Here is a 22225-nt window from a genome sequence, read left to right on the forward strand (position 1 = left end):
GGCTAAGGGGCGGGTTTCGCCATGTCGCCGTCATCCACGACGCCTTTCGTGACGATGTCCATCAGCGGCGTGCCATCCGCGTTGTGGTGGTACACGTGCAGGTCGCGTTGCGGGTAGGGGATGTTGAGGCCGTTGCCGATGATCTGCGTGCGCACGCCCTCGGTCAGCTCGCTCTTCGCCTGGCCGAAATCCTTGGTCTTGGTCCAGGCCGACAGCGTCAGGTCCACGCTGCTTTCGCTGAGGCGCGTCACCAGCACGAACGGTTCGGGATCCTCGAGTATCAACGGGTTGGCGCGGGCCAGGTCCAGCAGGATTTCCTTTGCACGGCGCAGGTCGTCGTCGTACCCCACGCCGACCAGGATGTCGATGCGCCGGCGTGGCTTGGCAGTGAAGTTGATGATGGGGGCGGTGGTGATCATGCTGTTGGGCAGGATGATCAGGCGGTTGTCCAGCGTGCGCATGCGGGTCTGGAAGATGCGGACTTCTTCGATCACACCCTCAAGTCCCGCGGCCTGCACGAAGTCGCCGTCGCGGAACGGCCGCAACACGATCAGCATCACGCCCGACGCGATGTTGGACAGCGAATCCTTCAGCGCCAGGCCCACGGCGAGGCCCGCCGCGCCGAGCACCGCCAGCATCGAGGTGGGGTTCACGCCGAGCGATGTCAGCGCCGTGACCACCACCAGTACCATCATGGCCGCATAACTGGCGCGGCGCAGGAAACCGCCCAGCGTGGCGTCCGCCTGCGTGCGGCCCATCACGCGTTCCAGGCCCGTGCTCAGCCGCTTCGCCAGCCACATGCCGACCAGGAAGATGAGCACGGCCGCCAGCAGCTTGAGACCCCACGTCTCCAGCAATTGCAGCCAGTCGATGCCGCGCAGCTCGTTGAGCAGCACCGCGGGTTCGGTGGGGATTTCAGGAAGGGCGGCGGGGGCACGCGGTGCGGACATTCTCGGCTCCGGAAAAACAGCACGCCCCTGATGGGGCGTGCGATGACATGCGTGGAGATGGTAGCCGGGCTGGCGTGAAGATGGGCTGTCGCCGCCGTGATCAGGCGGCCTTGAGCTTGGCCAGGCGCAACCAGGTATCGACGACGGTGTCGGGGTTGAGCGACACCGATTCGATACCCTCCTGCATCAGCCACTCGGCCAGGTCGGGATGGTCCGACGGACCCTGGCCACAGATGCCGACGTACTTGCCCTTGGCGCGTGCCGCCTTGATGGCCATCGACAGCAGCTTCTTGACGGCGGGGTTCCGCTCGTCGAACAGGTTGGCGACGATGCTGGAATCGCGGTCCAGCCCCAGCGTCAGCTGGGTCAGGTCGTTGGAACCGATCGAGAAGCCGTCGAAGATCTCCAGGAACTCGTCGGCCAGCAGGGCATTCGACGGCACTTCGCACATCATGATGATCTTCAGCCCCGGCTTTCCATCGCCAGCGCCATCGCCCTGGCGCAGGCCGTGCTTGGCGAGCACCTCGATGACCTTGCGGCCCTCCTCCAGCGTGCGCACGAACGGGATCATCACCCACAGGTTGTCCAGGCCCATCTCGTCGCGCACGCGGCGCACCGCCTGGCATTCCAGCGCGAACGCCGGCTCGAACGACGGATCGACATAGCGGCTGGCGCCGCGGAAGCCGATCATCGGGTTTTCTTCATGGGGCTCGTAACGCGTGCCGCCGATCAGGTTGGCGTACTCGTTCGACTTGAAGTCCGACAGGCGCACGATGACCGGATGCGGCGCGACCGAGGCGGTGATGGTGGCGATGCCTTCCGCCAGGCGGTCCACGTAGAAACTGACCGGGTCGGCGTAGCCGGCGGTCTTGGCGTCGATCTTCCGGCGGACATCCAGGTCCTGGCGGTCGTATTCCAGCAGCGCCAGCGGATGCACCCCGATATGGCTGGCAATGATCATCTCCAGGCGCGCCAAGCCGATGCCGGCGTTGGGCAGCTGGCCGAAGTCGAACGCGCGCTCCGGGTTGGCCACGTTCATCATGATCTTGAGCGGCGCTTCCGGCATCGAGGCCAGGTCGGTGGTCGTGCGCTCGAACGGCAGGATGCCGGCATAGATGAAGCCGGTGTCGCCTTCTGCGCAGCTGATGGTCACTTCCTGCCCATCGGCGATGTGGTCCAGCGCGTTGCCGGTGCCGACCACGGCAGGCACGCCCAGCTCGCGCGCGATGATGGCGGCGTGGCAGGTGCGGCCGCCGCGGTTGGTGACGATGGCGCTGGCGCGCTTCATCACCGGTTCCCAGTCGGGGTCGGTCATGTCGGCCACCAGCACGTCGCCCGGCTGCACGCGGGCCATGTCGTCCAGCGAGCGCACCACGCGGGCGATGCCGCTGCCGATCTTCTGGCCGATGGCGCGACCCTCAGCGATCACCTCGCCACGCGCCTCCAGCGCGTAGCGCTCGATCTGCGTGGCCTTGCCGCGCGACTTCACCGTCTCCGGGCGGGCCTGCACGATGAACAGCTTGCCGGTCACGCCGTCCTTCGCCCACTCGATGTCCATCGGGCGGCCGTAATGCGCCTCGATGGTCAGTGCCTGCTTCGACAGTTCCTGCACGTCGGCATCGGTGATGGAGAACGTGTTGCGCAGGTTGGCCGGGGTGTCTTCGGTTTTCACGCGCTCGCCGGGCTGGTCCGAATAGACCATGCGCAGCAGCTTGCTGCCCAGCGAACGGCGAAGGATGGCCGGCTTGCCCTGCTTCAACGTGGGCTTGTAGACGTAGAACTCGTCCGGATTCACCGCGCCCTGCACGACCATCTCGCCCAGGCCGAAGGAAGAGGTGACGAACACCACGTCGCGGAAGCCCGATTCGGTGTCCAGCGTGAACAGCACGCCCGATGCGCCCACGTCGGAGCGCACCATCAGCTGCACGCCCGCGGACAGGAACACATCCTCGTGCTTGAAGCCATGGTGCACGCGGTAGGCGATGGCGCGGTCGTTGTAGAGGCTGGCGAAGACTTCCTTCACCTTGCGCACCACATCGTCGGCGCCGGTGACGTTGAGGAAGGTTTCCTGCTGGCCGGCGAAGGACGCGTCGGGCAGGTCTTCCGCCGTCGCCGAAGAGCGCACGGCCACCGCGATGTCGGTGCCGCCGTTGTCGGCGCAGAGCTTGGCGTAGGCGCTGCGGATGTCCGCATCCAGGTCAGGCTGCAGGGGTGCGTCGATCACCCAGCCGCGGATCTCGCCGCCGGCAGCGGTCAGGGCGGGCACGTCCTCCACGTCCAGCGTGGCCAGCTTGTCGAAGATGCGCTTGGACAGGTCGTTGTGGGCGATGAAGGCCTTGAAGGCCTCCGCGGTGGTGGCGTAGCCGCCCGGCACCGAAACCCCCAGACCCGCAAGATGGCCGATCATCTCGCCCAGGGAGGAGTTCTTGCCGCCCACGCGGGCCAGATCGGCCAGGCGCAGTTCGTGCAGCCACAGGATGTTCTCGTTCAAGCGAATGCTCCGAAGCGGCCCGCATCGCGCCGATGACCATCGGCGTGGGGCCGTGTCCATGGGGAAAGAAGCGATATGATGCAGTGCATACCAATTGCAGACAAGCTTGATCTGATGGGGGTTTTCATGGTGAAGCACGGAACCGGCGGACATGTCTGACCTGCGCCCGGTGTTCTACGTATCGGATGGCACCGGTATCACGGCCGAGACCATCGGCCACAGCCTGCTGACTCAGTTCGCCGGAATGCGCTTCCAGACGGACCGCATTTCCTTCGTGGACGACGAGGAGAAGGCCAGGGACGCGGCCGACCGCATCCGTCGCACCGGCGAGAAGCTTGGCAGCCGGCCCATCGTCATCAATTCCTGCGTCGACCCGGCGCTGAGTGCGCACCTGGCCGAGAGCGGGGCACTGATGCTGGACGTGTTCGCGCCCTTCATCGAGCCGTTGGAGCGGGAACTGGGCCAGCAGCGGCAGTCGCGCGTGGGCCAGGCGCACGGGCTGGTGGATTTCGAGACCTACCACCGTCGCATCAATGCGATGAACTTCGCGCTGACGCATGACGACGGCATGGCGGTGAACTACGACGAGGCCGACGTGATCCTGGTGGCGGTGTCGCGCGCCGGCAAGACGCCTACCTGCGTCTACCTGGCTCTGCACTACGGCATCCGCGCGGCCAACTATCCGCTGACCGATGGCGACCTGGAGACGGACCGCCTGCCGATGCGCCTGCGTCCCTACCGCCGCAAGCTGTTCGCACTGACCATCGATCCGGACCGCCTGCACCAGATCCGCCAGGAACGCCGCCCCAACTCCAGCTACGCGAAGATGGAAACGTGCAAGCGCGAAGTGGCCGCGGCCGAGGCGATGTTCCAGGTGGAACGCCTGCCCACGCTCAGCACCACCAACAAGTCCATCGAGGAAATTTCCAGCAAGGTGCTGTCCACGCTGGGCCTGCAGCGGGACATGTACTGACGGGAGAGGGGCTTTGCGACGCGCCGGACGCGTACGTCCGGGGAACCCTTAACTTAGGCCGCACGCACCGTCGCGTCAATGCTGCCGCAAGGCGGCGTGCACGTGTAGCATCGAGCCATGTCCCAGGCCCTCGCACGCACCGCACGCATCCCCCGGCTCAGCCGGTTCGGCTGGCTCATGGCGCTTTACGCCGAGAACCATGCGCGGCTGATCCGGCTGTTCTCGCCGGAAAATCTCCAGGCGGGCAGCTATCTGTCCTCCATCGGCGATGGGCTGGACCTGCGGCTGGACGTGATCGAGACGCACCGCTACACGGTGGAACTGCGGCTCACCTACGACATCTGCGACCCGCTGACCGGCGAACCCGACCCGTCGGCGTTCGTGCGCCTCTACCGGGATGCGCTACAGGCCGAAGCCACGCATTGCTACGTGGGGCGCCGCTGGCAGGACGTGATCGGTTTGTATCCGCCGCCGGCCGAAGTCATCAGCCACCGCATGCGCATGAACACGTTCCTCGGCAAATGGCTGGAATACCTGGCCGAACAGGGCCATGGCGTCGCCACGCTGCGCCCCGTGGACGCGGTCCGGCGCGACGTCGCCTGACGGAACGGGCAGGCTGCCTGTCAGGCCACCCGCATGAAGCGGATGGCATTCAAGCGGCGCAGCCCGCTGTTCGCGTCGCGCGACAGGTTCATCACATCTATCGAGCCCATCGTTTCCAGCTCCAGCAGGCGCTGGGCGACCGCATCGAAGGCCGCATCGTCCAGCCCCAGCGAACCGGGGGTCCACCGCGTGTCGCGATTGATGGGAAGTTGCGAGACCAGCTCATCGGCAAGTGCATCGTGCGTCATGACGCAGGCTCCAGGTAAAGGGGCACCACTTTCGACCACACCCGTCTCGGATGACGTGCCGGCAGGGAGAAAAGATGCAGGCTGTCCGATCCGCTTCTACGGCATTCCGGGTGAGATTCTTGTAAAGCCGTGCGAAAGGGGAATTACCCGGGCAAACGGGCGCCGGCGCGACGGTTCCGGCGACGCAAAAACAGACAGGCCCGGTTTCCCGGGCCTGTCTGATGAAGAGTGGCGTCCCCACGGGGATTCGAACCCCGGTCGCTACCGTGAAAGGGTAATGTCCTAGGCCTCTAGACGATGGGGACGCAGTGAAACACGTTGCCAGGTTTTCAATCCCGGACGGCCTAATGTCCGGAAAAGTGGTGGAGCCAGGCGGGATCGAACCGCCGACCTCCTGCATGCCATGCAGGCGCTCTCCCAGCTGAGCTATGGCCCCACGTCGCTGGCAGGAGCGAAATGATAGCCAGCCCTTTTGCGATGCGCAAGCGTTGCTTTCGTTTTTTTTCACAACTGGCGTGACAAGGTGCAGACAGGTTGAAATAGCCGGCTTGGAAACGACAAGGCCTGCGCACGCGGATGATCGGATTTACAGTGAAGCAATGGGCCGCATGGGCGCCGGGCCTGACCGATCAGGACGCATGGCGTGCGTGGGCGCGTGCGCCATGGCGTCCGACGGGCGAGGAGACGCCTGCATTGCCGGAGGTGCCTGCGATGCAGCGACGGCGCATCGAACGCCTGGGCCGCATGGCCATCCAGACCGCCTGCTGGTGCCGGGAAGCACAGGACGAAGGTGCGCCGCTGGTGTTTGCTTCGCGGCATGGCGACGTGGCCCGTTCGATGGAACTGCTGGATGCGCTGGCCCGCGAAGAGCCGCTGTCGCCGACCACGTTCGGGCTGTCCGTCCACAATGCGATCGCGGCGTTGTATTCGATCATCCATGGCGCGCGTGGCAATTACCTGGCGGTCGCAGGCGGAAAGGCCACCGCGGAGGCGGCCTGCGTGGAGGCGGCCGGCCTGCTCGCGGACGGCGCCAGCGAGGTGCGCGTGGTCGTCTACGACGCGCCGCTGCCGCCCATCTATGGCGATTTCGCCGACGAACCCGATGCCGGATTTGCCTGGTGCTGGCGGCTGGCTCCGCGTGGCGCGGAGGGCGCCCACCTGCAGCTCGACTGGAACGGGACGCCCGCCGCCCCGCCAACGCCCGGTGCCGGCCTGCCGCATGGACTCGAGGTGCTGCGTTTCCTGTTGAGTGAGGAAAGGGAACTGCAGTTGTCGGAAGATGGGCTGCACTGGCGCTGGCAGCGGCATGGGTGATCGACTGGACCACGCCTGGCGGGTGATCGGCACCGGCATCAGTTTCCTGACCTTCGGGCTGGGCGGGCTGTTCCTGCGGGTGTTCGTCATTCCTCCCATGCAGTGGTTCATCCACGATGACCTGACGCGCCAGAGACGCGTGCGACGCGTGGTGCAACGGAGCTTCGGGCTCTTCGTCGAATGGATGCGGGTGCTGGGCGTCATGACCTACGAGATCCGGGGACGGCACCGGCTTCAGCGGGACGGTCTGCTTGTCCTGGCCAACCATCCGACGCTGATCGACGTGGTGCTGCTGGTTTCGCTGTTGCCGAATGCGGATTGCGTGGTGAAGTCGGCCGTGGCGCGCAATCCGTTCATGCGCGGTCCCGTGCGCGCGGCTGGTTACGTGGCCAATGACGACGGGGCGGGGCTGGTGGAGGACTGCATCGCAGCGGTGAGGGCGGGGGGCAACCTGGTGATCTTCCCGGAAGGCACCCGGACGACGCCCGGGCAGCCCCTCAAGCTGCAGCGGGGCGCGGCCAATATCGCGGTGCGCGGACGCTTCGACATCACCCCCGTCCACATCACATGTAAGCCGCTGACGCTGGGCAAAGGGGAGAAGTGGTATCGTGTGCCGCCGACGCGGTTTCATATGGTGATCGATGTTCAGGAAGACCTGCCGATCGCCCCGTTCCTGAACGGAACGGAGGGGGTGGACCCGCAGGCAGGGGGAGAGGCGCTGGCAGCCCGGCGCCTCACGGAACATCTAGCCAATCATTTCGCGGGGAGAGCCACCACGTGCAGGCACTTGAGCACGAGATCAAGGAATTGATCATTTCATCGTTGTCGCTGGAAGACATCGCGCCGGAGGACATCGACGCGGCGGCGCCCCTTTTCGTCGAAGGCCTGGGACTGGACTCCATCGACGCGCTGGAACTGGGCCTGGCCCTGCAGAAGCGGTATGGCGTCAGCCTGTCGGCCGATTCGCAGGAGACGCGTCGCCATTTCTCCAGTGTCCGCGCACTGGCCGACTTCGTGGCTTCGCAGAGCAAGCAGTAGGTTCCGGCAAGATGACCAAGAACGAACTTTTCGACCGGATCGTGACGATCCTGCATGACAGCTTCGAGATCGAGCCGGCACGCATCACGCCCGAGGCACGCCTTTACGACGACCTGGACATCGACAGCATCGACGCGGTGGACCTGATCGTGCAGCTGAAGCCGCTGCTGGGCCGCAACCTGCAGCCCGATGCCTTCAAGGCGGTGCGCACGGTGCAGGACATCGTGGACGTGCTGTACGGGTTGATCCGCGAAGAAGCCGCCTGAGCCGCGCCGGAGTACTGCCCTTGAACCGGGTGCGTGCGACCGTGCTGCTGGCCTTGTCGCTGGCTTATCCGCTGGTGGTGTACTGGGCGCTGGGACGCTTCGAACCCCGCTGGCTGGCCTTGCTGCTGTTCGCCTTGGCGCTGCTGCGTGCGGTCGCCACGCGCCAGGCGGTCTGGCTGGTGGCCGCGGCCGGCGCCGGCTTGCTGGCGCTGCTGGCCACCCTGTTCAACGACGCGTTGCCGCTCAAGCTGTATCCGGCGCTGGTCAACGTGGTGATGCTGGGCGTGTTCGCCACCAGTCTGGTGTTTCCGCCGTCGGCCATCGAGCGCATCGCGCGCCTGAGTGAACCCGACCTGCCGGCGCATGGCGTGGCCTACACGCGCCGCGTCACGCAGGTATGGTGCGGCTTCTTCGTCGTGAACGGCACGCTGGCATTCGCCACCGCCCTGTGGGCGTCGGACCGCGTGTGGGCGCTCTACAACGGCCTGTTGGCGTACGCGCTCATCGGATTGCTTTTCGCCGGCGAATGGCTAGTGCGCCAGCGCGTGAAGGCGGCCCACCGGCATGGCTGAGTGGATCCCGCTGGAAGAAGTCGCGCTGCGCCCCGTCGTGGATCGCGCATTCGTGCTGTCGGACGGCAATGCCCGCGACCACGCATATTTCCGGCAGCGCGTGCGGGACTGGCATGCGCTGTTCGCTGCGTTGCCGGGCGCGGCGTGGGCACTTCATTTCGAAGATGCCGGTGAATTCGCCACCGCGCTTTACGGCGCGTGGCACGCCGGCAAGACGGTGGTCCTGGCGGGTGATGCCTTGCCCGGCACGCAGTCGCGACTGGTGGCGCAGGTGGCCGGCTTTGCCGGCGACTGGCAGGCCAGTGCGCAGCCCGTGCGTGCGCCGTTGCTGACGGAAGACGCGGGGCCGCTGGCTGCGTTGGATGGCGAAGCGACACAACTGGTCGTCTTCACCTCCGGCAGCACCGGCGAACCCAGCGCAATCCGCAAGTGCCTGCGACAACTGGCCAGCGAAGTGGTGGCGCTGGAATCCGCATTGGGGGCCGGCATCGGCGATGCGGCCGTGCATGGCACCGTCTCGCACCAGCACATCTACGGCCTGCTGTTCCGCGTGCTGTGGCCGCTCGCGGCCGGGCGCGCCATCGTGCCGCGTGCTTTCTTCCCCGAAGATCTGTTGGCGGCGATGAAGGCGCGTGATGCCGTCCTGGTGGCCAGTCCGGCCCACCTGAAACGCATGCCGGCGCAGCTTCCGTGGGCTTCGCTGCATGGACGCTTGCGCGCCGTGTTCTCGTCCGGCGGGGCCTTGCCTGCCGAGGCTGCGCTGGACGCGGCCCGCATGCTGGGCACGCCGCCCACCGAGATCCTGGGCAGCAGCGAGACCGGCGGCATCGCGTGGCGCCGCTGGGACGAAGAGCAGCCCGTGTGGCGACCGTTGCCCGGGGTGGACTGGCGGCTGAGCGACGGCGTGCTGGAAGTCTCGTCGCCGCATCTGCCCGGCGCCGCATGGTGGCGCAGCCAGGATCGTGCGGAAGCGGACGAGCGGGGCGGTTTCCGCTTGCTGGGGCGTGCGGATCGCATCGTCAAGGTCGAGGAACGACGCGTGTCGCTGGAGGCCCTGGAGGCGCAGCTGCGTGCGCATCCGCAGGTGTGCGAGGCCCGCGTGCTCCTGCTGGGAGGCGCGCGCACGACGCTCGCCGCCGTGGTGGTGCCGCAGGGCGACGCCGCCGACATGCAGGACGCCGCGGCACGACGCCGTCTGTCGCAGCGGCTCGGGGCGCATCTGTCGTCGAGCCATGACGCGGTGACGCGCCCGCGCCGCTGGCGCTTCATCGATGCGATGCCGGTCAACGCGCAGGGCAAGGTCACAGACGCTGCGCTGACGGCGCTGTTCCGTCCCGAACGGCCCACGCCCCACTGGACCGTGCGTGGAGCCACCCGCGCGCATGTGGAGCTGGCGCTGGACCCGTCGCTGGCAGTGTTCGATGGCCACTTCCCCCAAGCTGCCGTGTTGCCGGGCGTGGCGCAGCTGGACTGGGCCATCCAGCTGGCACGCGAAGCCTTCGCCGTGCCGCGCCGTTTCGTGCGCATGGAGGCGCTGAAATTCCAGCGCGTGGCGCGTCCCGGCGACGTGGTGCAGCTGGACATGGAATGGCAGGCGGAGCGTCATACGCTGACCTTCCGCTATGTCTCGGTGCATGGCCCGCATGCCAGCGGACGCGTGGTGTTCGGCCATGACGAATGACGTCCAGGCCCTGCCGGCGCAGGGGACCGGCTTCGTGCCGCTGGTGGTGATCCCGGTGTACGACCACGAACACGCCATCGGCGCGATGGTGGACGGCGTGCTGGCGACGGGCAACACCTGCCTTCTGGTAGATGACGGCTCGGGCCCCGCCTGCGCCGCGGTACTGGATGCACTCGCGCAGCGCCATGCACCACGGGTCCGGCTGCTGCGGCTGGCCGTCAACCAGGGAAAGGGCGGCGCGGTGCTGGCGGGATTCACCGAAGCGGCGCGACTTGGTGCGACCCATGTGCTGCAGATCGACGCCGACGGCCAGCATGACCCCCGCGACATTCCACGCTTCCTGTCGCTGTCGCGACAGCTGCCCGCGCAGGTGATCTGCGGTACGCCGCAATACGACGCCAGCGTGCCGAAGGGCCGCCTCTACGGCCGCTACCTGACCCATGTCTGGGTCTGGATCAACACGCTGTCGTTCGCGATCCGCGACTCGATGTGCGGTTTCCGCGTGTACCCGCTGGCACCGGTGCTGACCCTGATGGACGAGGAAACCATCGGCAAGCGCATGGATTTCGATGTCGAAGTGCTGGTGCGCCTGTACTGGCGCGACATCGGCGTGCAGAACGTGCCCACCCGCGTGACCTATCCGCTGGACGGCGTGTCGCACTTCGATGTCTGGCGCGACAACGTGCGCATCACGCGCATGCATACCCGTTTGTTCTTCGGCATGGTGTGGCGCCTGCCACGGCTGCTCCGCCGCCGGCTGGCGGGGAGAACGGGCGCGTGAGCCGCGAGCAGGGCCAGCACTGGGCGGACATCGGCGAGTCGACCTCGGTCGGCGGCATCCTGCTGCTGTGCTGGGTGCACCGCTGGCTGGGCCGCTGGCCGTTCCGCGCGTGCGTGTACCCGGTGGTGCTGTTCCACTGGCTGGCAAACCGCACGGCGCGGCAGGCGTCACTGGAGTACCTGCGGCGCCTGCAGGCGGATGCCGGCGTGTTCGACACGACACCCGGCTGGCGGCACAGCCTGAAGCATTTCGCGATGTTCGCCGAAACCCTGCTCGACAAGATCCTCGCACTGGGCCAGCGCTATCCGGCCGATCGCGTGCACATGGAACGGCACGGTGTGCTGGAGCGGGTCAGGAGCGGGCAGGGCGGGCTGATCATCACGGCGCACCTGGGCTGCCTGGAGCTTTGCCAGGTCATGGCGGACCAGGTGCCCGGCTTCCGCCTGACCGCGCTGGTGCACACCGGCCACGCCGAACAGTTCAACCGCCTGATCCGCCGGCTGGATGCGGGCAGCCGGGTCGAGCTGCTGCAGGTCACCGACCTGGGGCCGGCGGATGCGGTGAAGCTGGCTGAACGCGTGGCCCGCGGTGAATTCGTCGCCATCGCTGGCGACCGGGTGCCGTTGCGCGGCGGTCGCAGCGTCACCGCGTCCTTCCTGGGCCACGATGCGCGCCTCCCCATCGGCGCGTACGTGCTGGGCGCCGCCTTGCGCTGCCCGGTGTTCACCATGGCATGCACGCACCGTGACGATGGCTATGTGGTGCGTTTCGAGCACTTCGCCGAACGCATCGAACTGCCGCGGGGTTCGCGCGACGCGGCGCTCACCGGCTACGCTGTGCAGTTCGCGCAGTGGATGGAAGTACAGGTCCGCCAGTCGCCCTATGACTGGTTCAATTTCTACCCCTTCTGGGATCAGGTAACGCATGACACCCGCCCCGCATGACCCCACGCCGCCGGTGTTCGGCGACGCCACGCTGCGTATCGAGGACGTGGTGGCGCTGTCGCGCCGCGCCGTGCCCGTGCGCCTCTCGCAGGATCCCGGCTTCCGCGCGCGCATCGCCCGTGGCGCGGACTTCCTGGACCGCCTGCTGAAGGAAGAAGGCGTCATCTACGGGGTGACCACTGGCTACGGCGATTCCTGCACGGTCAACATCCCGCCGGCCCTGGTCGCCGAGCTGCCCCAGCATCTGTACACCTACCATGGCTGCGGGCTGGGACGTTTCCTGGACGAGGCCGAGACGCGCGCCGTGCTGGCCGCGCGGCTGGCGTCGCTGGTGCGTGGCATGTCCGGCGTCAGCCTGCCCCTGCTGGAAGGGCTGGAAGCACTGCTGCGGCACGACGTACTGCCGCTGATTCCGGCCGAAGGCTCCGTCGGGGCCAGTGGCGACCTGACGCCGCTCTCGTACGTGGCGGCCGTGCTGTGCGGGGAACGCGAGGTCATGCATGGCGGTCGCCGCCGGCCCGCCGCCGATGCGCTGGCCGAGATCGGCCTGGCGCCGCTCACGCTGCGGCCGAAGGAAGGCCTGGCCATCATGAACGGCACCGCCGTGATGACGGCGCTGGCATGCCTGGCCTTCCAGCGTGCTGAGTACCTGTCGCGACTGGCGACCCGCCTCACCGCCTTCAACGTGCTGGCCAGTGCCGGCAACGCGCACCACTTCGACGCGGTGCTGTTCGCCGCCAAGCCTCATCCTGGCCAGTCGCGCGTGGCCCAGCGCCTGCGCGAGGACCTGCACAGCGATCGCCCGCCCCGCAATGAGCAGCGCCTTCAGGACCGTTACTCGCTGCGCTGCGCGCCGCACGTGATCGGCGTGCTGGAGGATGCGCTGCCGTTCTTCCGCCAGCTGATCGAGACCGAGCTCAACAGCGCCAACGACAATCCGCTGATCGACCCGGAGCGCGAGCAGATCCTGCATGGCGGACATTTCTACGGCGGGCACATCGCCTTCGCCATGGACGCGATGAAGAACGCCGTGGCCAACGTCGCCGACCTGCTGGACCGCCAGCTGGCCCTGCTGGTGGATGCACGCTACAACCATGGCCTGCCGGCCAACCTGTCCGGCGCCAGCGGCCCGCGCGCGGCCATCAACCATGGCCTGAAGGCCTTGCAGATCAGCGTGTCCGCGTGGACGGCCGAGGCCTTGAAGCTGACCATGCCCGCTTCGGTTTTTTCGCGCTCCACCGAATGCCACAACCAGGACAAGGTCAGCATGGGCACCATCGCCGCGCGCGACTGCCTGCGCGTGATCGAGCTGACCGAACAGGTGGTGGCCGGCATGCTGATCGCCGCGCGGCAGGGACTGGCGCTTCGCCAGCGCGTCGGCATGGACTCGGACCTGCGCGATGGCCTGGCGGAAATGTACGCCGCGCTGAGCGAGCAGATCGCCCTGATCGAAGAGGACCGCGCGCTGGACGGCGAGCTGCGCCAGCTGCTGGTGGACATCCGTGAACAACGCTGGCCCGTCTATGCCGGTTGACGGCGCACGCGACCTGTCGGCCGAGGTGGCGCTCAGCCCGGCCTTCCACGACTGCGACGCGATGGCGGTGGTCTGGCACGGGCACTATTTCAAGTACCTGGAGATCGCCCGCTGCGCGCTGCTCCAGCGCCATGACTACGACTATCCGCAGATGCGCGATTCCGGCTACCTGTGGCCGGTGGTGGATGCGCGCATCAAGTACATCCGCCCGCTGCTGTACGCGCAGCCGCTGAAGGTGGTGGCCCGCATCGTGGAATGGGAGAACCGGCTGAAGATCGACTACGAGATCCGCAATGCGGCCGATGACCAGGTGCTGACGCGGGCGCACACCATCCAGGTGGCGGTCGACGCCGCTTCAGGCGAAATGCTTTACATCTGCCCGCCAATCCTCTGGGAAAAGCTGGGAGTGGAACGTCCATGACACGGAAACGGGGTGGCGTCCTGCGCCGCGGCCTGGCGGGACTGCTGGTGTCGCTGCTGCTCTCCACGGGCGCAGCGCACGCACAGGCACAGGCAGGCGATGCGCTTGCACAGGTACAGCAGCGCGTGGCGCAGGTGCCGGTGTTGCGTGGGCAGTTCCAGCAGGAAAAACAGGTCAGTGGCTTCAGGAACCCGCTGCGCTCACAGGGAATGTTCGTGCTGGCGCGCGAGAAGGGCGTGGTCTGGACCACGCTGAAGCCGTTCCCGTCGGAACTGGTGCTGACGCGCGAGCGCATCGTCAGCCGCCAGCGCGACGGCAGCAGCCGCGTGGAAGTGGACGCGCGCCAGCAGCCGGCCCTGCGCTCGGTCAACGCGATGATGTTCGCGTTGATGAGCGGCGACGTGAAAGCGCTTACCGGTACGTTCATCGTGCAGGTGGAGCTGCAACCGAAGAACGCCTGGCGCATGTCGCTGGTACCGCGCTCCGCGGCGCTGGCGAATGCCTTCAGCCGCATCGAGCTTCAGGGCGACCGTTACGTCCGTGACGTGACCATCCAGGAAGCCAACGGCGACCGCACGCACCTGGTCTTCAGTGCGCTCGGCGAGACGCCGGCTCGCCTGTCCAGTGACGAGGCCGCACGGTTTGACTGAACGGGCGACACCGGCGGAGGGAGATCAGGTGCTGCGCGGCTGGCGCTGGCTGGGCGTCGCGTGGCTGCTGGTGCTGGTCGCGGTGGGTTGGCACCAGGTGGGTTTCTGGCAGCAACCGCGGATCGACAGCGATGTGCTGGCGCTGCTGCCGGAAGCCGGCGATCCCCTGCTGTCGGACGTCACCCGGCGCATCGCGGATGCCAGTTCACGCCAGGTGGTGGTGATGCTGGGTGCGACCTCGGCCGGCTCGGCACTGCGCGCACGAGATGCGTTCCGCCGCCATGTGGCAGCGGCGGCCGGTGGCGCGACGCTTCCCCTCGTGGAAGGGGAGTCCCCGGAAGACTGGTTCGGTCAGGCGCGGGGGTTCTACGCGCCGTACCGTGATCGGCTGCTGACGGCGGCGCAGCGCGAGCAGTTGGCTGCCACTCCCACGGGTGCGCTGGCCGAGTCGGCACTGGCAGGCCTGTATGGCCCGATGGGTGCGCCGCGGCTGACCGAATGGCACAACGACCCGCTTGGACTGTGGCCGCACTGGTGGCAGGCACGCGCGCGCGGCGCGGGGCTTTCATTGGACCAGGACGGCCTGCTGCAGGCGGAAGGCCGGCACTGGGCGGTGCTGCAGTTCACCACGCGGGGCTCGGCGTTCTCGCTGGATGGCGAGCCACGCATCCGGCACCTTCTCGATGGCGCGGCGAAGGCGGCAGGCGAGGCCGCGCCCGGGCTGCGCGTGCTGAATGCCGGCGTGCCGCTGCATGCCGAGGCCGCGGCGGTGCAGGCCAGTCGCGAAGTGAATACGATCGGGTGGGGGTCGCTGGCGGCGGTGCTGCTGCTGGTCTGGCTGGCGTTCCGCTCGCTGCGGCCGCTGCTGCTGGTGGCGCTGTCCCTGGTAGTGGGCTGCGCGGTGGCGCTGACCGTGACCACGCTGGTGTTCGGCAAGGTGCACCTGCTGACCCTGATCTTCGGTGCGAGCCTGGTCGGCGTGGCCGAGGATTACGGCATCCACTGGTTCGCGTCGCGACAAGCCGCGCCGCAGGATCGGCGCTGGGCATTGCTGCGCCACCTGCTGCCGGGGTTGTGGCTGGCGCTGCTCACCAGTGCGCTGGCGTACCTCGCGCTGGGTCTGGCGCCGTTCCCGGGGCTCCGGCAGATGGCGTTGTTCTCGGTGGTGGGGCTGGCGTCGGCGTTCCTGACCGTCATCCTCGGATTCCCCTGGCTGGACGGCGGCCGCGTGCGCACCACCCTTTTCTCGCAGTGGCTGGGCGGAACACTCGATCACTGGCCGCGCCTGCGTCGCGGTCGCGCGGCCTGGGTGGCGGTAGCCGTCGTGGTGGGTGTCGGTGTGCCCGGCCTGCTGCTGGTGCGCAGCAACGACGACCTGCGCAGCCTGCAATCGTCGCCGGCTTCGCTGATCGCCGAGCAGCGCGAGGTCGGTCGCCTGCTGGGCATGCCCAGCCCCGCGCAGTTCTTCCTCGTGCAGGGACGCGATGCCGAGCAGGTGCTCCAGCGCGAGGAAGCGCTCGTCGCCCGCCTGGCACCGCTGGTGGATGCCGGGCGCATCGGTGGTTACCGTGCCATCAGCGACTGGCTCCCTTCGCAGCAACGCCAGGCCGCGGACGCGGGGCTTACCGCGCGCATCGAGGCATCGGTACTGCAACAGGTGGGGGGCGCAGTCGGCGAACCCCTGTCGCGCGGTCGCTTCGCCCCTGCGCCGCTCGACATGCAGAGCTTCCTGGCTTCATCGGCTTCGCAGCCTGCCCGCCACCTCTGGCTGGGCACGGTCGGGCAGGGCAAGGCCTCGGTGGTGATGGTGGACGATCTGTCGCGCGCGGAAGCCCCGGCGCTGCTGTCTTCCCGGGCAGAGGGCTTGCAGGGTGTGCGGTGGGTGGACAGGACCGCGGATTTTTCGCGCCTGCTCAAGCACTATCGGCGCATGATGACGGTGCTGTTGCTGGCGGGCGTGGTGCTGGTGTTCGGCGTGCTGTACGCGCGCTATCGCGGCCAGGCGTGGCGCGTGTTCGCGCCCACCGTCATTGCCGGCGTGCTGACGGTGGCGCTGCTGGGCTGGCTGGGCCAGCCACTGCAACTGTTCAACATCCTCGCGTTGATGCTGCTGCTGGGCATGGGCATCGACTACGGCATCTTCCTGGTGGAACACCGCGGCGACGCGAGCGCCTGGCTGGCCGTGTGCGTGGGCGCGGCGAGCACCTGGCTGGCGTTCGGCCTGCTGGGCCTGTCGGCCACCCCGGCCTTGCGCGGCTTCGGCCTGACCCTGCTTTTCGGTATCGGCCTGGTCTGGCTGATCTCCCCCTTGTTCCGGCCTTCGCCGGAACCGCATCCCGTGAACGGAAACCCAGCAGCATGAAGACGGAACGTACGGAAATCCTGATCATCGGCGCCGGCCCGGCCGGCTCGGTGGCCGCGGCCATGCTGCGCCAGCAGGGGCGCAAGGTGCTGATCGTGGAGCGCGAGCAGTTCCCGCGTTTTTCCATCGGCGAAAGCCTGCTGCCGCAGAGCATGGAATACATCGAGGCTGCCGGCTTGCTGCAGGATGTGGTGGAAGCCGGCTTCCAGTACAAGAACGGTGCCGCGTTCGTGCGCGGCGAGCGCACCACCGAGTTCGACTTCCGCGACAAATTCTCGCCCGGCTGGGGCACGACCTACCAGGTGCAGCGGGCCGATTTCGACCACGTGCTGGCGAAGGGCGCCGAGCGCATGGGTGCGGAAGTGCGGTACCGGCACGAAGTGCTCTCCGCCGAACCGGGCACCACCCCGCGCGTCACCGTGCGTTCGCCGGAAGGCGAGGTGTATGCGATCGAAGCGGATTTCATGCTGGATGCCAGCGGCTTCGGGCGCCTGCTGCCGCGGTTGCTGAAGCTGGAATCGCCGTCCAACTTCCCGGTGCGCGGTGCCATCTTCACCCACGTGCGCGACCACATCCCGGCCGAGGCCGGCTTCGACCGCAACAAGATCCTGATCACCACGCATCCGGAACACGTGGACGTCTGGTACTGGACCATCCCGTTTTCGAACGGCTGCTGTTCGCTGGGCGTGGTGGCGGAGCAATCGTTCCTGGACCGCTACGCTGGCACCGAGCTCGAGCGCCTCCAGGCCATCGTCGGCGAGGACCCCAACCTGACGCGCCTGCTGAAGAACGCCGAGTGGGCTGTGCTGCCGGTGCGCCAGATCACCGGCTACTCGTCCAACGTGCGTTCGCTGTGGGGCGAGGGTTATGCGCTGCTCGGCAACGCGGGCGAATTCCTCGACCCGGTGTTCTCGTCCGGCGTCACCATCGCCTTCAAGTCCGCGCAGCTGGCCAGCGACTGCCTGCGCCGCCACTACGCCGGCGAAACGGTCGACTGGGAGGCCGACTTCGCGGTGCCGTTGCGCGGCGGCGTGCAGACATTCCGACGCTTCGTGGAATCCTGGTATGCCGGGGGCTTCCAGCGGATCATCTTCCATCCCGATCCGCAGCCGGACATCCGCCGCATGATCTGTTCGATCCTGGCCGGTTACGCCTGGGACAGGAAGAACCCCTACGTCGCCGAAACCCAGCGACGCCTGCAGGTGCTGGAGCAGCTGTGCACCGGCTGATCGCCCTGCTGATGGCGGTCCTGCTGCTGGCCGGCTGCGCGACGTCGCCGCCCGCACCGGCGGTCGCGCTGCCGGCATTGCGCCTGTCGCCGGCCTCGCTGGGGCAGGAGCTGGCATTGCAGCAGCGCCTGGTTTTCCGCCATGGAGCGCACCAGCGCGAGCTGGACGCCCTGCTGGAAGTCGATGCGGCCGAAGTGCGGCTGGTGGTGCAGGCGATGGGCCAGTCCGGCGTGCGCCTGCAGTGGGACGGCAGGGAACTGACCCAGCAGCGCGCCGCATGGCTGCCGGCCAGCGTGCGCGGCGAACGCGTGCTGGACGACCTGCAGTTCAGCCTGTGGCCCCTGGACGCCATCCGCACCGCACTGCCGCCGGGCTGGCAGGTCACCGAGCAGGGAAATGTGCGCGAACTCGAACACGAGGGGCGGACGTGGTTGTCGCGCACGCGCGTGGATGCGGCCACCCTGCACCTGCGCAACCACGCCGAAGGCTATGAACTTGTCATCGAGTCGGTGGACGACGGAGGCGACAGTCCGTGAGCAGCGCGCCGGTCTTTCTCAATGAACTGGGCATCGTCTGCTCGCTTGGCAACGGCCAGGCAGACGTGCGTGCTTCCATGCTCGCAAGCGACAGCCCGCGCGGCGTGGCGATGCACGATGACGTCATCGTCGGCCGCGCTTTGTCGCTGGGTGCGGTGACGCAGTCCTTGCCGTCGCTGGACGATCATCCGGTCGAACGCCACGGCCGCAACAACGCGCTGCTGCGGGCCGCATACCGGCAGATCCAGGCCGCGGTTCGCGACTCGATCGGGCGCTACGGCGCCGACCGGGTGGCGATCGTCGTCGGCACCAGCACCTCCGGCATCGGCGAAGCCGAGCATGCGATGACGCACCTGCACCAGCAGGGTCGCTGGCCGACGGGGTTCCACTACCTGCAGCAGGAAATCGGTGCGCCCTCGCGCTTCCTCGCCGCCGAATCCGGCGCGCGCGGTCCGGCCTGGACCATCTCCACCGCCTGTTCGTCCAGCGCCAAGGCACTGGCCTCGGCAGCACGGCTGCTGCGTGCGGGCGCGGTGGATGCGGTCATCTGCGGCGGCGCGGATTCGCTGTGCCGTTTCACCGTGTCCGGTTTCAGTGCGCTGGAATCCGTTTCGGAAGCCCGCTGCAATCCGTTCTCGCGTCATCGCAACGGCATCAACATCGGCGAGGGTGCGGCCTTGTTCCTGATGACGCGCGAGCCTGGGCCGGTGCGGCTGGCGGGCTGGGGCGAGAGTTCGGACGCCCATCACGTGTCTTCGCCGGAGCCACAGGGCATCGGTGCCATCGCGGCCATCGACGAAGCGTTGCGGCGTGCTGGCATCGCGGCCAGCGGCATCGACTACATCAACCTGCACGGCACCGCGACACCGCAGAACGACGCGATGGAGAGCCGTGCGGTGGCGGCGACGATCGGGCTGGACGTGCCGGTCAGTTCCACCAAGCCGTTGACCGGCCACACCCTGGGCGCGGCCGGCGCGATCGAGGCCGGGCTGTGCTGGCTGGCGATGGTCGACAATCTACAGGCGGGCCTGCCGCCGCAATGGTGGGATGGCGAGCGCGACCCCGCGCTGCCGGCGCTTGCCTTCGTGGCACCCGGCATGCGGTCAGCGAAACCGCTGCAGTACGTGCTGAGTCATTCGTTTGCATTTGGCGGCAGCAATGCCGTGCTGCTGTTCGGAGCCGGGTGAATGGGAACGCTGTACGACATTGAACGCGTGGTGCCGCATCGCGGCACGATGCGGCTGGTGGATCGCCTGGTCGGTTGGGACGAGGACACCGTCGCGGTGGAACTGCGCGTGCCCGAGGAGGGGCCGTTCAGCCATGACGACGGCGTACCCGCGTGGGTGGGCGTGGAATACATGGCGCAGGCCATCGCCGCGTGGGCGGGCTGCCATGCGCGGCGCGCGGGGCGCGAGCCTTCGGTCGGCTTCCTGCTGGGCACCCGCCGCTACCAGAGCACCACCCCTTACTTCCCCGCGGGAACCCTGCTCAGGGTAGAGGCAACCCGCGAGCTGTTGGGCGAGAATGGGTTGGGCATGTTCAGTTGCCGCATCCTGGGGGACGGCGAAGAACTGGCAACCGCGAATGTATCGGTGTTCGAGCCACCGGACGCCATGGCTTATCTGGAGAGCGTGCAGGCATGAGGGGAGATTCAACAGTCCTGGTGACGGGGGGAAGCCGGGGCATCGGCCGCGCGATCGCGCTGCGCGCCGCGCAGGACGGGTTCGACGTGGTCGTGCATTGCCGCAGCCGCGTCGAGGAAGCGCAGTCCGTGGTGGAACAGGTCCGACTGCTGGGACGCGAGGCACGCGTGCTTGCGTTCGACGTGGCCGACCGCGCGGCGACCGCACAGGCGCTGGAGGCCGACGTCGCCGAACACGGCGCCTACTACGGCGTGGTCTGCAACGCCGGCATCGCGCGCGACACCGCATTCCCCGCCATGAGCGGGGAGGACTGGGACGCCGTGCTGGGGACCAACCTCGACGGCTTCTACAACGTGCTCAATCCCCTGGTGATGCCGCTGGTGCGTCGCCGCAAGCCAGGACGCATCGTCACGCTGTCGTCGGTGTCGGGCCTGGTGGGCAACCGTGGCCAGGTGAACTACAGCGCGGCCAAGGCCGGCATCATCGGTGCGACCAAGGCGCTGGCGCTGGAACTGGCCAGTCGCGGGATCACCGTGAACTGCGTGGCCCCGGGCCTGATCGATACCGAGATGGTCAGTGGCGAGATCGTGGACGAAGCATTGAAGATGATTCCGATGAAGCGCGTGGGCAGGCCGGAGGAAGTGGCGGCCGTGGTGTCCTTCCTGTTGTCGCCGCAGGCGTCCTACGTGACCCGCCAGGTGATCTCGGTCAACGGGGGGCTGGTCGGATGAGCCGCATCGACCGACGCGTCGTGGTGACCGGCGCAGGCACCATCAGTCCGCTCGGCCACGACTGGCCCAGCGTGCACCTGCGGCTGCGTGAGTGCCGCAACGCCGTGCAGCACATCGCCGACTGGGACAAGTACGAAGGGCTCAATACGCGGCTGGCGGCCCCGGCGGAACCGTTCGAACTGCCGGCGCACTACAACCGCAAGACCACCCGCAGCATGGGCCGCGTGGCCCTGATGTCGGTACGCGCCACCGAATTGGCGCTGGCGCAGGCCGGCCTGCTGGGCGACCCGGTGTTGAAGAGCGGTCGTGTCGGCGTGTCGTACGGCTCTTCCGCAGGCAGCCACGAAGCGGTGGGCGACTTCGGGCGCATGCTGAACCACCACACCACCGAAGGCATCAACGCCACCACGTACCTGAAGATGATGAGCCACACCGCGCCGGTCAACATCGGCGTGTTCTTCGGCCTGACCGGCCGCGTCATCACCACGTCCAGTGCCTGCACGTCCGGCAGCCAGGGCGTGGGCTCGGCGTACGAGGCCATCCGCAACGGCAAGCAGATCGCCATGATCGGCGGCGGCGCCGAGCAGCTGGACGCCACGGCGGCGGCGGTGTTCGACACCTTGTTCGCCACCAGCGTGCGCAACCACGAGCCGGCCAGTACGCCGCGTCCGTTCGACGCCAATCGGGACGGGCTGGTGCTGGGCGAGGGCGCCTGCACCCTGGTGCTGGAGGAACTGGACCATGCGCTGGCGCGCGGGGCGGACATCCTGGCCGAAGTGGTCGGTTACGGCACCAACAGCGACGGCCAGCACGTCACCCAGCCCAGCGCGGACACCATGGCGCAGGCGATGCGCCTGGCGCTGGAAGATGCCGGGCTGTCGCCGGACGCCATCGGCTATGTCAACGCGCATGGCACGGCGACCGATCATGGCGACATCGCCGAAACCGCCGCCACCGCCGCGGTGTTCGGCAGCCGCATGCCGATCAGTTCGCTGAAGAGCTACGTCGGCCACACGCTGGGGGCGTGCGGCGCATACGAGGCGTGGATCAGCATCGAGATGATGCGCGAGGGCTGGTTCGCCCCCACGCTGAACCTGGACGAACGCGATCCGCGTTGCGCCGACCTGGACTACATCACCGGCGAGGGCAGGGAACTGCAGACCGACTACGTGATGAGCAACAACTTCGCGTTCGGCGGCATCAACACGTCGCTGATCTTCAAGCGCTGGAAAGCCTGACGTTCCACATCCACAGGGGG

Annotated in this window: 23 protein-coding genes and 2 tRNA genes; 20 read left to right on the top strand and 5 right to left on the bottom strand. The window is 67.8% G+C overall.

Annotated features, from left to right (window positions below):
- Window positions 1–2 precede the first annotated feature (2 nt).
- Both OVA13_RS04035 and ppsA read right to left on the bottom strand, forming a co-directional pair.
- Window positions 3–950 (bottom strand): mechanosensitive ion channel family protein, encoded by a 948-nt coding sequence (locus OVA13_RS04035; protein ID WP_267792525.1) that lies wholly within the window; start codon window positions 948–950, stop codon window positions 3–5.
- 100 nt (window positions 951–1050) lie between these two features.
- A complete protein-coding gene (gene ppsA, locus OVA13_RS04040) occupies window positions 1051–3441 on the bottom strand; it encodes a phosphoenolpyruvate synthase (protein WP_267792526.1) in 2391 nt (796 codons plus the stop codon).
- Between the two features lie 151 nt (window positions 3442–3592).
- On the opposite strand from ppsA, the gene OVA13_RS04045 reads away from it, so the two are divergent.
- Together OVA13_RS04045 and OVA13_RS04050 are read left to right on the top strand one after the other, a co-directional pair.
- On the top strand, window positions 3593–4414 hold the full coding sequence (locus OVA13_RS04045; protein ID WP_267792527.1) for a posphoenolpyruvate synthetase regulatory kinase/phosphorylase PpsR: 822 nt from the start codon (window positions 3593–3595) through the stop codon (window positions 4412–4414).
- 117 nt (window positions 4415–4531) lie between these two features.
- Window positions 4532–5017 carry a DUF1249 domain-containing protein gene (locus OVA13_RS04050; RefSeq protein ID WP_267792528.1) on the top strand — a complete coding sequence of 162 codons (486 nt, stop codon included), beginning with the start codon at window positions 4532–4534 and terminating at the stop codon, window positions 5015–5017.
- 20 nt (window positions 5018–5037) lie between these two features.
- Here OVA13_RS04050 and OVA13_RS04055 read toward each other — a convergent pair whose 3' ends face one another.
- From OVA13_RS04055 to OVA13_RS04065, 3 genes are all read right to left on the bottom strand, one after another.
- Window positions 5038–5265 carry a hypothetical protein gene (locus OVA13_RS04055; protein ID WP_267792529.1) on the bottom strand — a complete coding sequence of 76 codons (228 nt, stop codon included), beginning with the start codon at window positions 5263–5265 and terminating at the stop codon, window positions 5038–5040.
- Window positions 5266–5494: 229 nt separating this feature from the next.
- Window positions 5495–5570 (bottom strand) — tRNA-Glu (locus tag OVA13_RS04060).
- Between the two features lie 55 nt (window positions 5571–5625).
- Window positions 5626–5701, bottom strand: a tRNA-Ala gene (locus OVA13_RS04065).
- A 140-nt stretch (window positions 5702–5841) separates the two neighbouring features.
- Between OVA13_RS04065 and OVA13_RS04070 the strand changes: the two genes are divergently transcribed.
- The 18 genes from OVA13_RS04070 to OVA13_RS04155 are packed head-to-tail and all read left to right on the top strand — an operon-like array spanning window position 5842 to window position 22205.
- Complete coding sequence (locus OVA13_RS04070) at window positions 5842–6579, top strand: beta-ketoacyl synthase chain length factor (RefSeq protein ID WP_324288270.1); 738 nt, start codon at window positions 5842–5844, stop codon at window positions 6577–6579.
- Complete coding sequence (locus OVA13_RS04075; RefSeq protein WP_267792531.1) at window positions 6572–7390, top strand: lysophospholipid acyltransferase family protein; 819 nt, start codon at window positions 6572–6574, stop codon at window positions 7388–7390. Before OVA13_RS04070 ends, OVA13_RS04075 begins: the two co-directional genes overlap by 8 nt.
- Complete coding sequence (locus tag OVA13_RS04080; protein ID WP_267792532.1) at window positions 7357–7617, top strand: ApeE family acyl carrier protein; 261 nt, start codon at window positions 7357–7359, stop codon at window positions 7615–7617. Before OVA13_RS04075 ends, OVA13_RS04080 begins: the two co-directional genes overlap by 34 nt.
- An 11-nt stretch (window positions 7618–7628) precedes the next feature.
- The gene (locus tag OVA13_RS04085; RefSeq protein WP_267792533.1) at window positions 7629–7883 is read left to right on the top strand and encodes an acyl carrier protein; all 255 of its coding nucleotides are present in this window, start codon (window positions 7629–7631) and stop codon (window positions 7881–7883) included.
- Window positions 7884–7912: 29 nt separating this feature from the next.
- Window positions 7913–8455: a COG4648 family protein gene (locus OVA13_RS04090; RefSeq protein WP_267793624.1), complete on the top strand. Its 543-nt coding sequence runs from the start codon at window positions 7913–7915 to the stop codon at window positions 8453–8455.
- The gene (locus OVA13_RS04095; RefSeq protein ID WP_267792534.1) at window positions 8448–10136 is read left to right on the top strand and encodes an ApeI family dehydratase; all 1689 of its coding nucleotides are present in this window, start codon (window positions 8448–8450) and stop codon (window positions 10134–10136) included. Before OVA13_RS04090 ends, OVA13_RS04095 begins: the two co-directional genes overlap by 8 nt.
- Window positions 10126–10917 (top strand): glycosyltransferase family 2 protein, encoded by a 792-nt coding sequence (locus OVA13_RS04100; protein ID WP_267792535.1) that lies wholly within the window; start codon window positions 10126–10128, stop codon window positions 10915–10917. Before OVA13_RS04095 ends, OVA13_RS04100 begins: the two co-directional genes overlap by 11 nt.
- Window positions 10914–11861: a lysophospholipid acyltransferase family protein gene (locus OVA13_RS04105; RefSeq protein ID WP_267792536.1), complete on the top strand. Its 948-nt coding sequence runs from the start codon at window positions 10914–10916 to the stop codon at window positions 11859–11861. Before OVA13_RS04100 ends, OVA13_RS04105 begins: the two co-directional genes overlap by 4 nt.
- Window positions 11842–13395, top strand: coding sequence for an HAL/PAL/TAL family ammonia-lyase (locus OVA13_RS04110; RefSeq protein ID WP_267792537.1), 1554 nt, complete (start codon window positions 11842–11844; stop codon window positions 13393–13395). The genes OVA13_RS04105 and OVA13_RS04110 overlap by 20 nt, the downstream gene beginning before the upstream one ends.
- Complete coding sequence (locus OVA13_RS04115; RefSeq protein ID WP_267792538.1) at window positions 13385–13816, top strand: acyl-CoA thioesterase; 432 nt, start codon at window positions 13385–13387, stop codon at window positions 13814–13816. The genes OVA13_RS04110 and OVA13_RS04115 overlap by 11 nt, the downstream gene beginning before the upstream one ends.
- Complete coding sequence (locus tag OVA13_RS04120; protein WP_267792539.1) at window positions 13813–14466, top strand: outer membrane lipoprotein carrier protein LolA; 654 nt, start codon at window positions 13813–13815, stop codon at window positions 14464–14466. Before OVA13_RS04115 ends, OVA13_RS04120 begins: the two co-directional genes overlap by 4 nt.
- Before the next feature lie 28 nt (window positions 14467–14494).
- The gene (locus OVA13_RS04125) at window positions 14495–16828 is read left to right on the top strand and encodes an ApeM family transporter (protein ID WP_267792540.1); all 2334 of its coding nucleotides are present in this window, start codon (window positions 14495–14497) and stop codon (window positions 16826–16828) included.
- Entirely contained in the window at window positions 16825–18057 is a 1233-nt protein-coding gene (locus tag OVA13_RS04130; RefSeq protein ID WP_267792541.1) for an NAD(P)/FAD-dependent oxidoreductase, read from the top strand. The genes OVA13_RS04125 and OVA13_RS04130 overlap by 4 nt, the downstream gene beginning before the upstream one ends.
- A complete protein-coding gene (locus OVA13_RS04135; RefSeq protein WP_267792542.1) occupies window positions 18045–18593 on the top strand; it encodes an ApeN family LolB-like membrane protein in 549 nt (182 codons plus the stop codon). The genes OVA13_RS04130 and OVA13_RS04135 overlap by 13 nt, the downstream gene beginning before the upstream one ends.
- The gene (locus OVA13_RS04140; protein ID WP_267792543.1) at window positions 18590–19780 is read left to right on the top strand and encodes a beta-ketoacyl-ACP synthase; all 1191 of its coding nucleotides are present in this window, start codon (window positions 18590–18592) and stop codon (window positions 19778–19780) included. Before OVA13_RS04135 ends, OVA13_RS04140 begins: the two co-directional genes overlap by 4 nt.
- Window positions 19781–20236 carry a hotdog family protein gene (locus tag OVA13_RS04145; protein ID WP_267792544.1) on the top strand — a complete coding sequence of 152 codons (456 nt, stop codon included), beginning with the start codon at window positions 19781–19783 and terminating at the stop codon, window positions 20234–20236.
- Window positions 20233–20967, top strand: coding sequence for a 3-oxoacyl-ACP reductase FabG (gene fabG, locus OVA13_RS04150; protein ID WP_267792545.1), 735 nt, complete (start codon window positions 20233–20235; stop codon window positions 20965–20967). The genes OVA13_RS04145 and fabG overlap by 4 nt, the downstream gene beginning before the upstream one ends.
- Window positions 20964–22205, top strand: a complete 1242-nt coding sequence (locus OVA13_RS04155; RefSeq protein WP_267792546.1) for a beta-ketoacyl-ACP synthase — start codon at window positions 20964–20966, stop codon at window positions 22203–22205. Before fabG ends, OVA13_RS04155 begins: the two co-directional genes overlap by 4 nt.
- Window positions 22206–22225 lie beyond the last annotated feature (20 nt).

Source organism: Pseudoxanthomonas sp. SL93 (assembly GCF_026625825.1).
GTDB lineage: Bacteria > Pseudomonadota > Gammaproteobacteria > Xanthomonadales > Xanthomonadaceae > Pseudoxanthomonas_A.

Bases quoted from the DNA above. Each gene is read 5' to 3' on its own strand.
- OVA13_RS04050 (WP_267792528.1), top strand. From the start codon at position 4,532: ATGTCCCAGGCCCTCGCACGCACCGCACGCATCCCCCGGCTCAGCCGG.
- OVA13_RS04045 (WP_267792527.1), top strand. From the start codon at position 3,593: ATGTCTGACCTGCGCCCGGTGTTCTACGTATCGGATGGCACCGGTATC.
- fabG (WP_267792545.1), top strand. From the start codon at position 20,233: ATGAGGGGAGATTCAACAGTCCTGGTGACGGGGGGAAGCCGGGGCATC.
- OVA13_RS04120 (WP_267792539.1), top strand. From the start codon at position 13,813: ATGACACGGAAACGGGGTGGCGTCCTGCGCCGCGGCCTGGCGGGACTG.
- OVA13_RS04155 (WP_267792546.1), top strand. From the start codon at position 20,964: ATGAGCCGCATCGACCGACGCGTCGTGGTGACCGGCGCAGGCACCATC.
- OVA13_RS04110 (WP_267792537.1), top strand. From the start codon at position 11,842: ATGACACCCGCCCCGCATGACCCCACGCCGCCGGTGTTCGGCGACGCC.
- OVA13_RS04115 (WP_267792538.1), top strand. From the start codon at position 13,385: ATGCCGGTTGACGGCGCACGCGACCTGTCGGCCGAGGTGGCGCTCAGC.
- OVA13_RS04100 (WP_267792535.1), top strand. From the start codon at position 10,126: ATGACGAATGACGTCCAGGCCCTGCCGGCGCAGGGGACCGGCTTCGTG.
- OVA13_RS04085 (WP_267792533.1), top strand. From the start codon at position 7,629: ATGACCAAGAACGAACTTTTCGACCGGATCGTGACGATCCTGCATGAC.
- OVA13_RS04145 (WP_267792544.1), top strand. From the start codon at position 19,781: ATGGGAACGCTGTACGACATTGAACGCGTGGTGCCGCATCGCGGCACG.
- OVA13_RS04035 (WP_267792525.1), bottom strand. From the start codon at position 950: ATGTCCGCACCGCGTGCCCCCGCCGCCCTTCCTGAAATCCCCACCGAA.
- OVA13_RS04130 (WP_267792541.1), top strand. From the start codon at position 16,825: ATGAAGACGGAACGTACGGAAATCCTGATCATCGGCGCCGGCCCGGCC.
- OVA13_RS04070 (WP_324288270.1), top strand. From the start codon at position 5,842: ATGATCGGATTTACAGTGAAGCAATGGGCCGCATGGGCGCCGGGCCTG.
- OVA13_RS04075 (WP_267792531.1), top strand. From the start codon at position 6,572: ATGGGTGATCGACTGGACCACGCCTGGCGGGTGATCGGCACCGGCATC.
- OVA13_RS04095 (WP_267792534.1), top strand. From the start codon at position 8,448: ATGGCTGAGTGGATCCCGCTGGAAGAAGTCGCGCTGCGCCCCGTCGTG.
- OVA13_RS04055 (WP_267792529.1), bottom strand. From the start codon at position 5,265: ATGACGCACGATGCACTTGCCGATGAGCTGGTCTCGCAACTTCCCATC.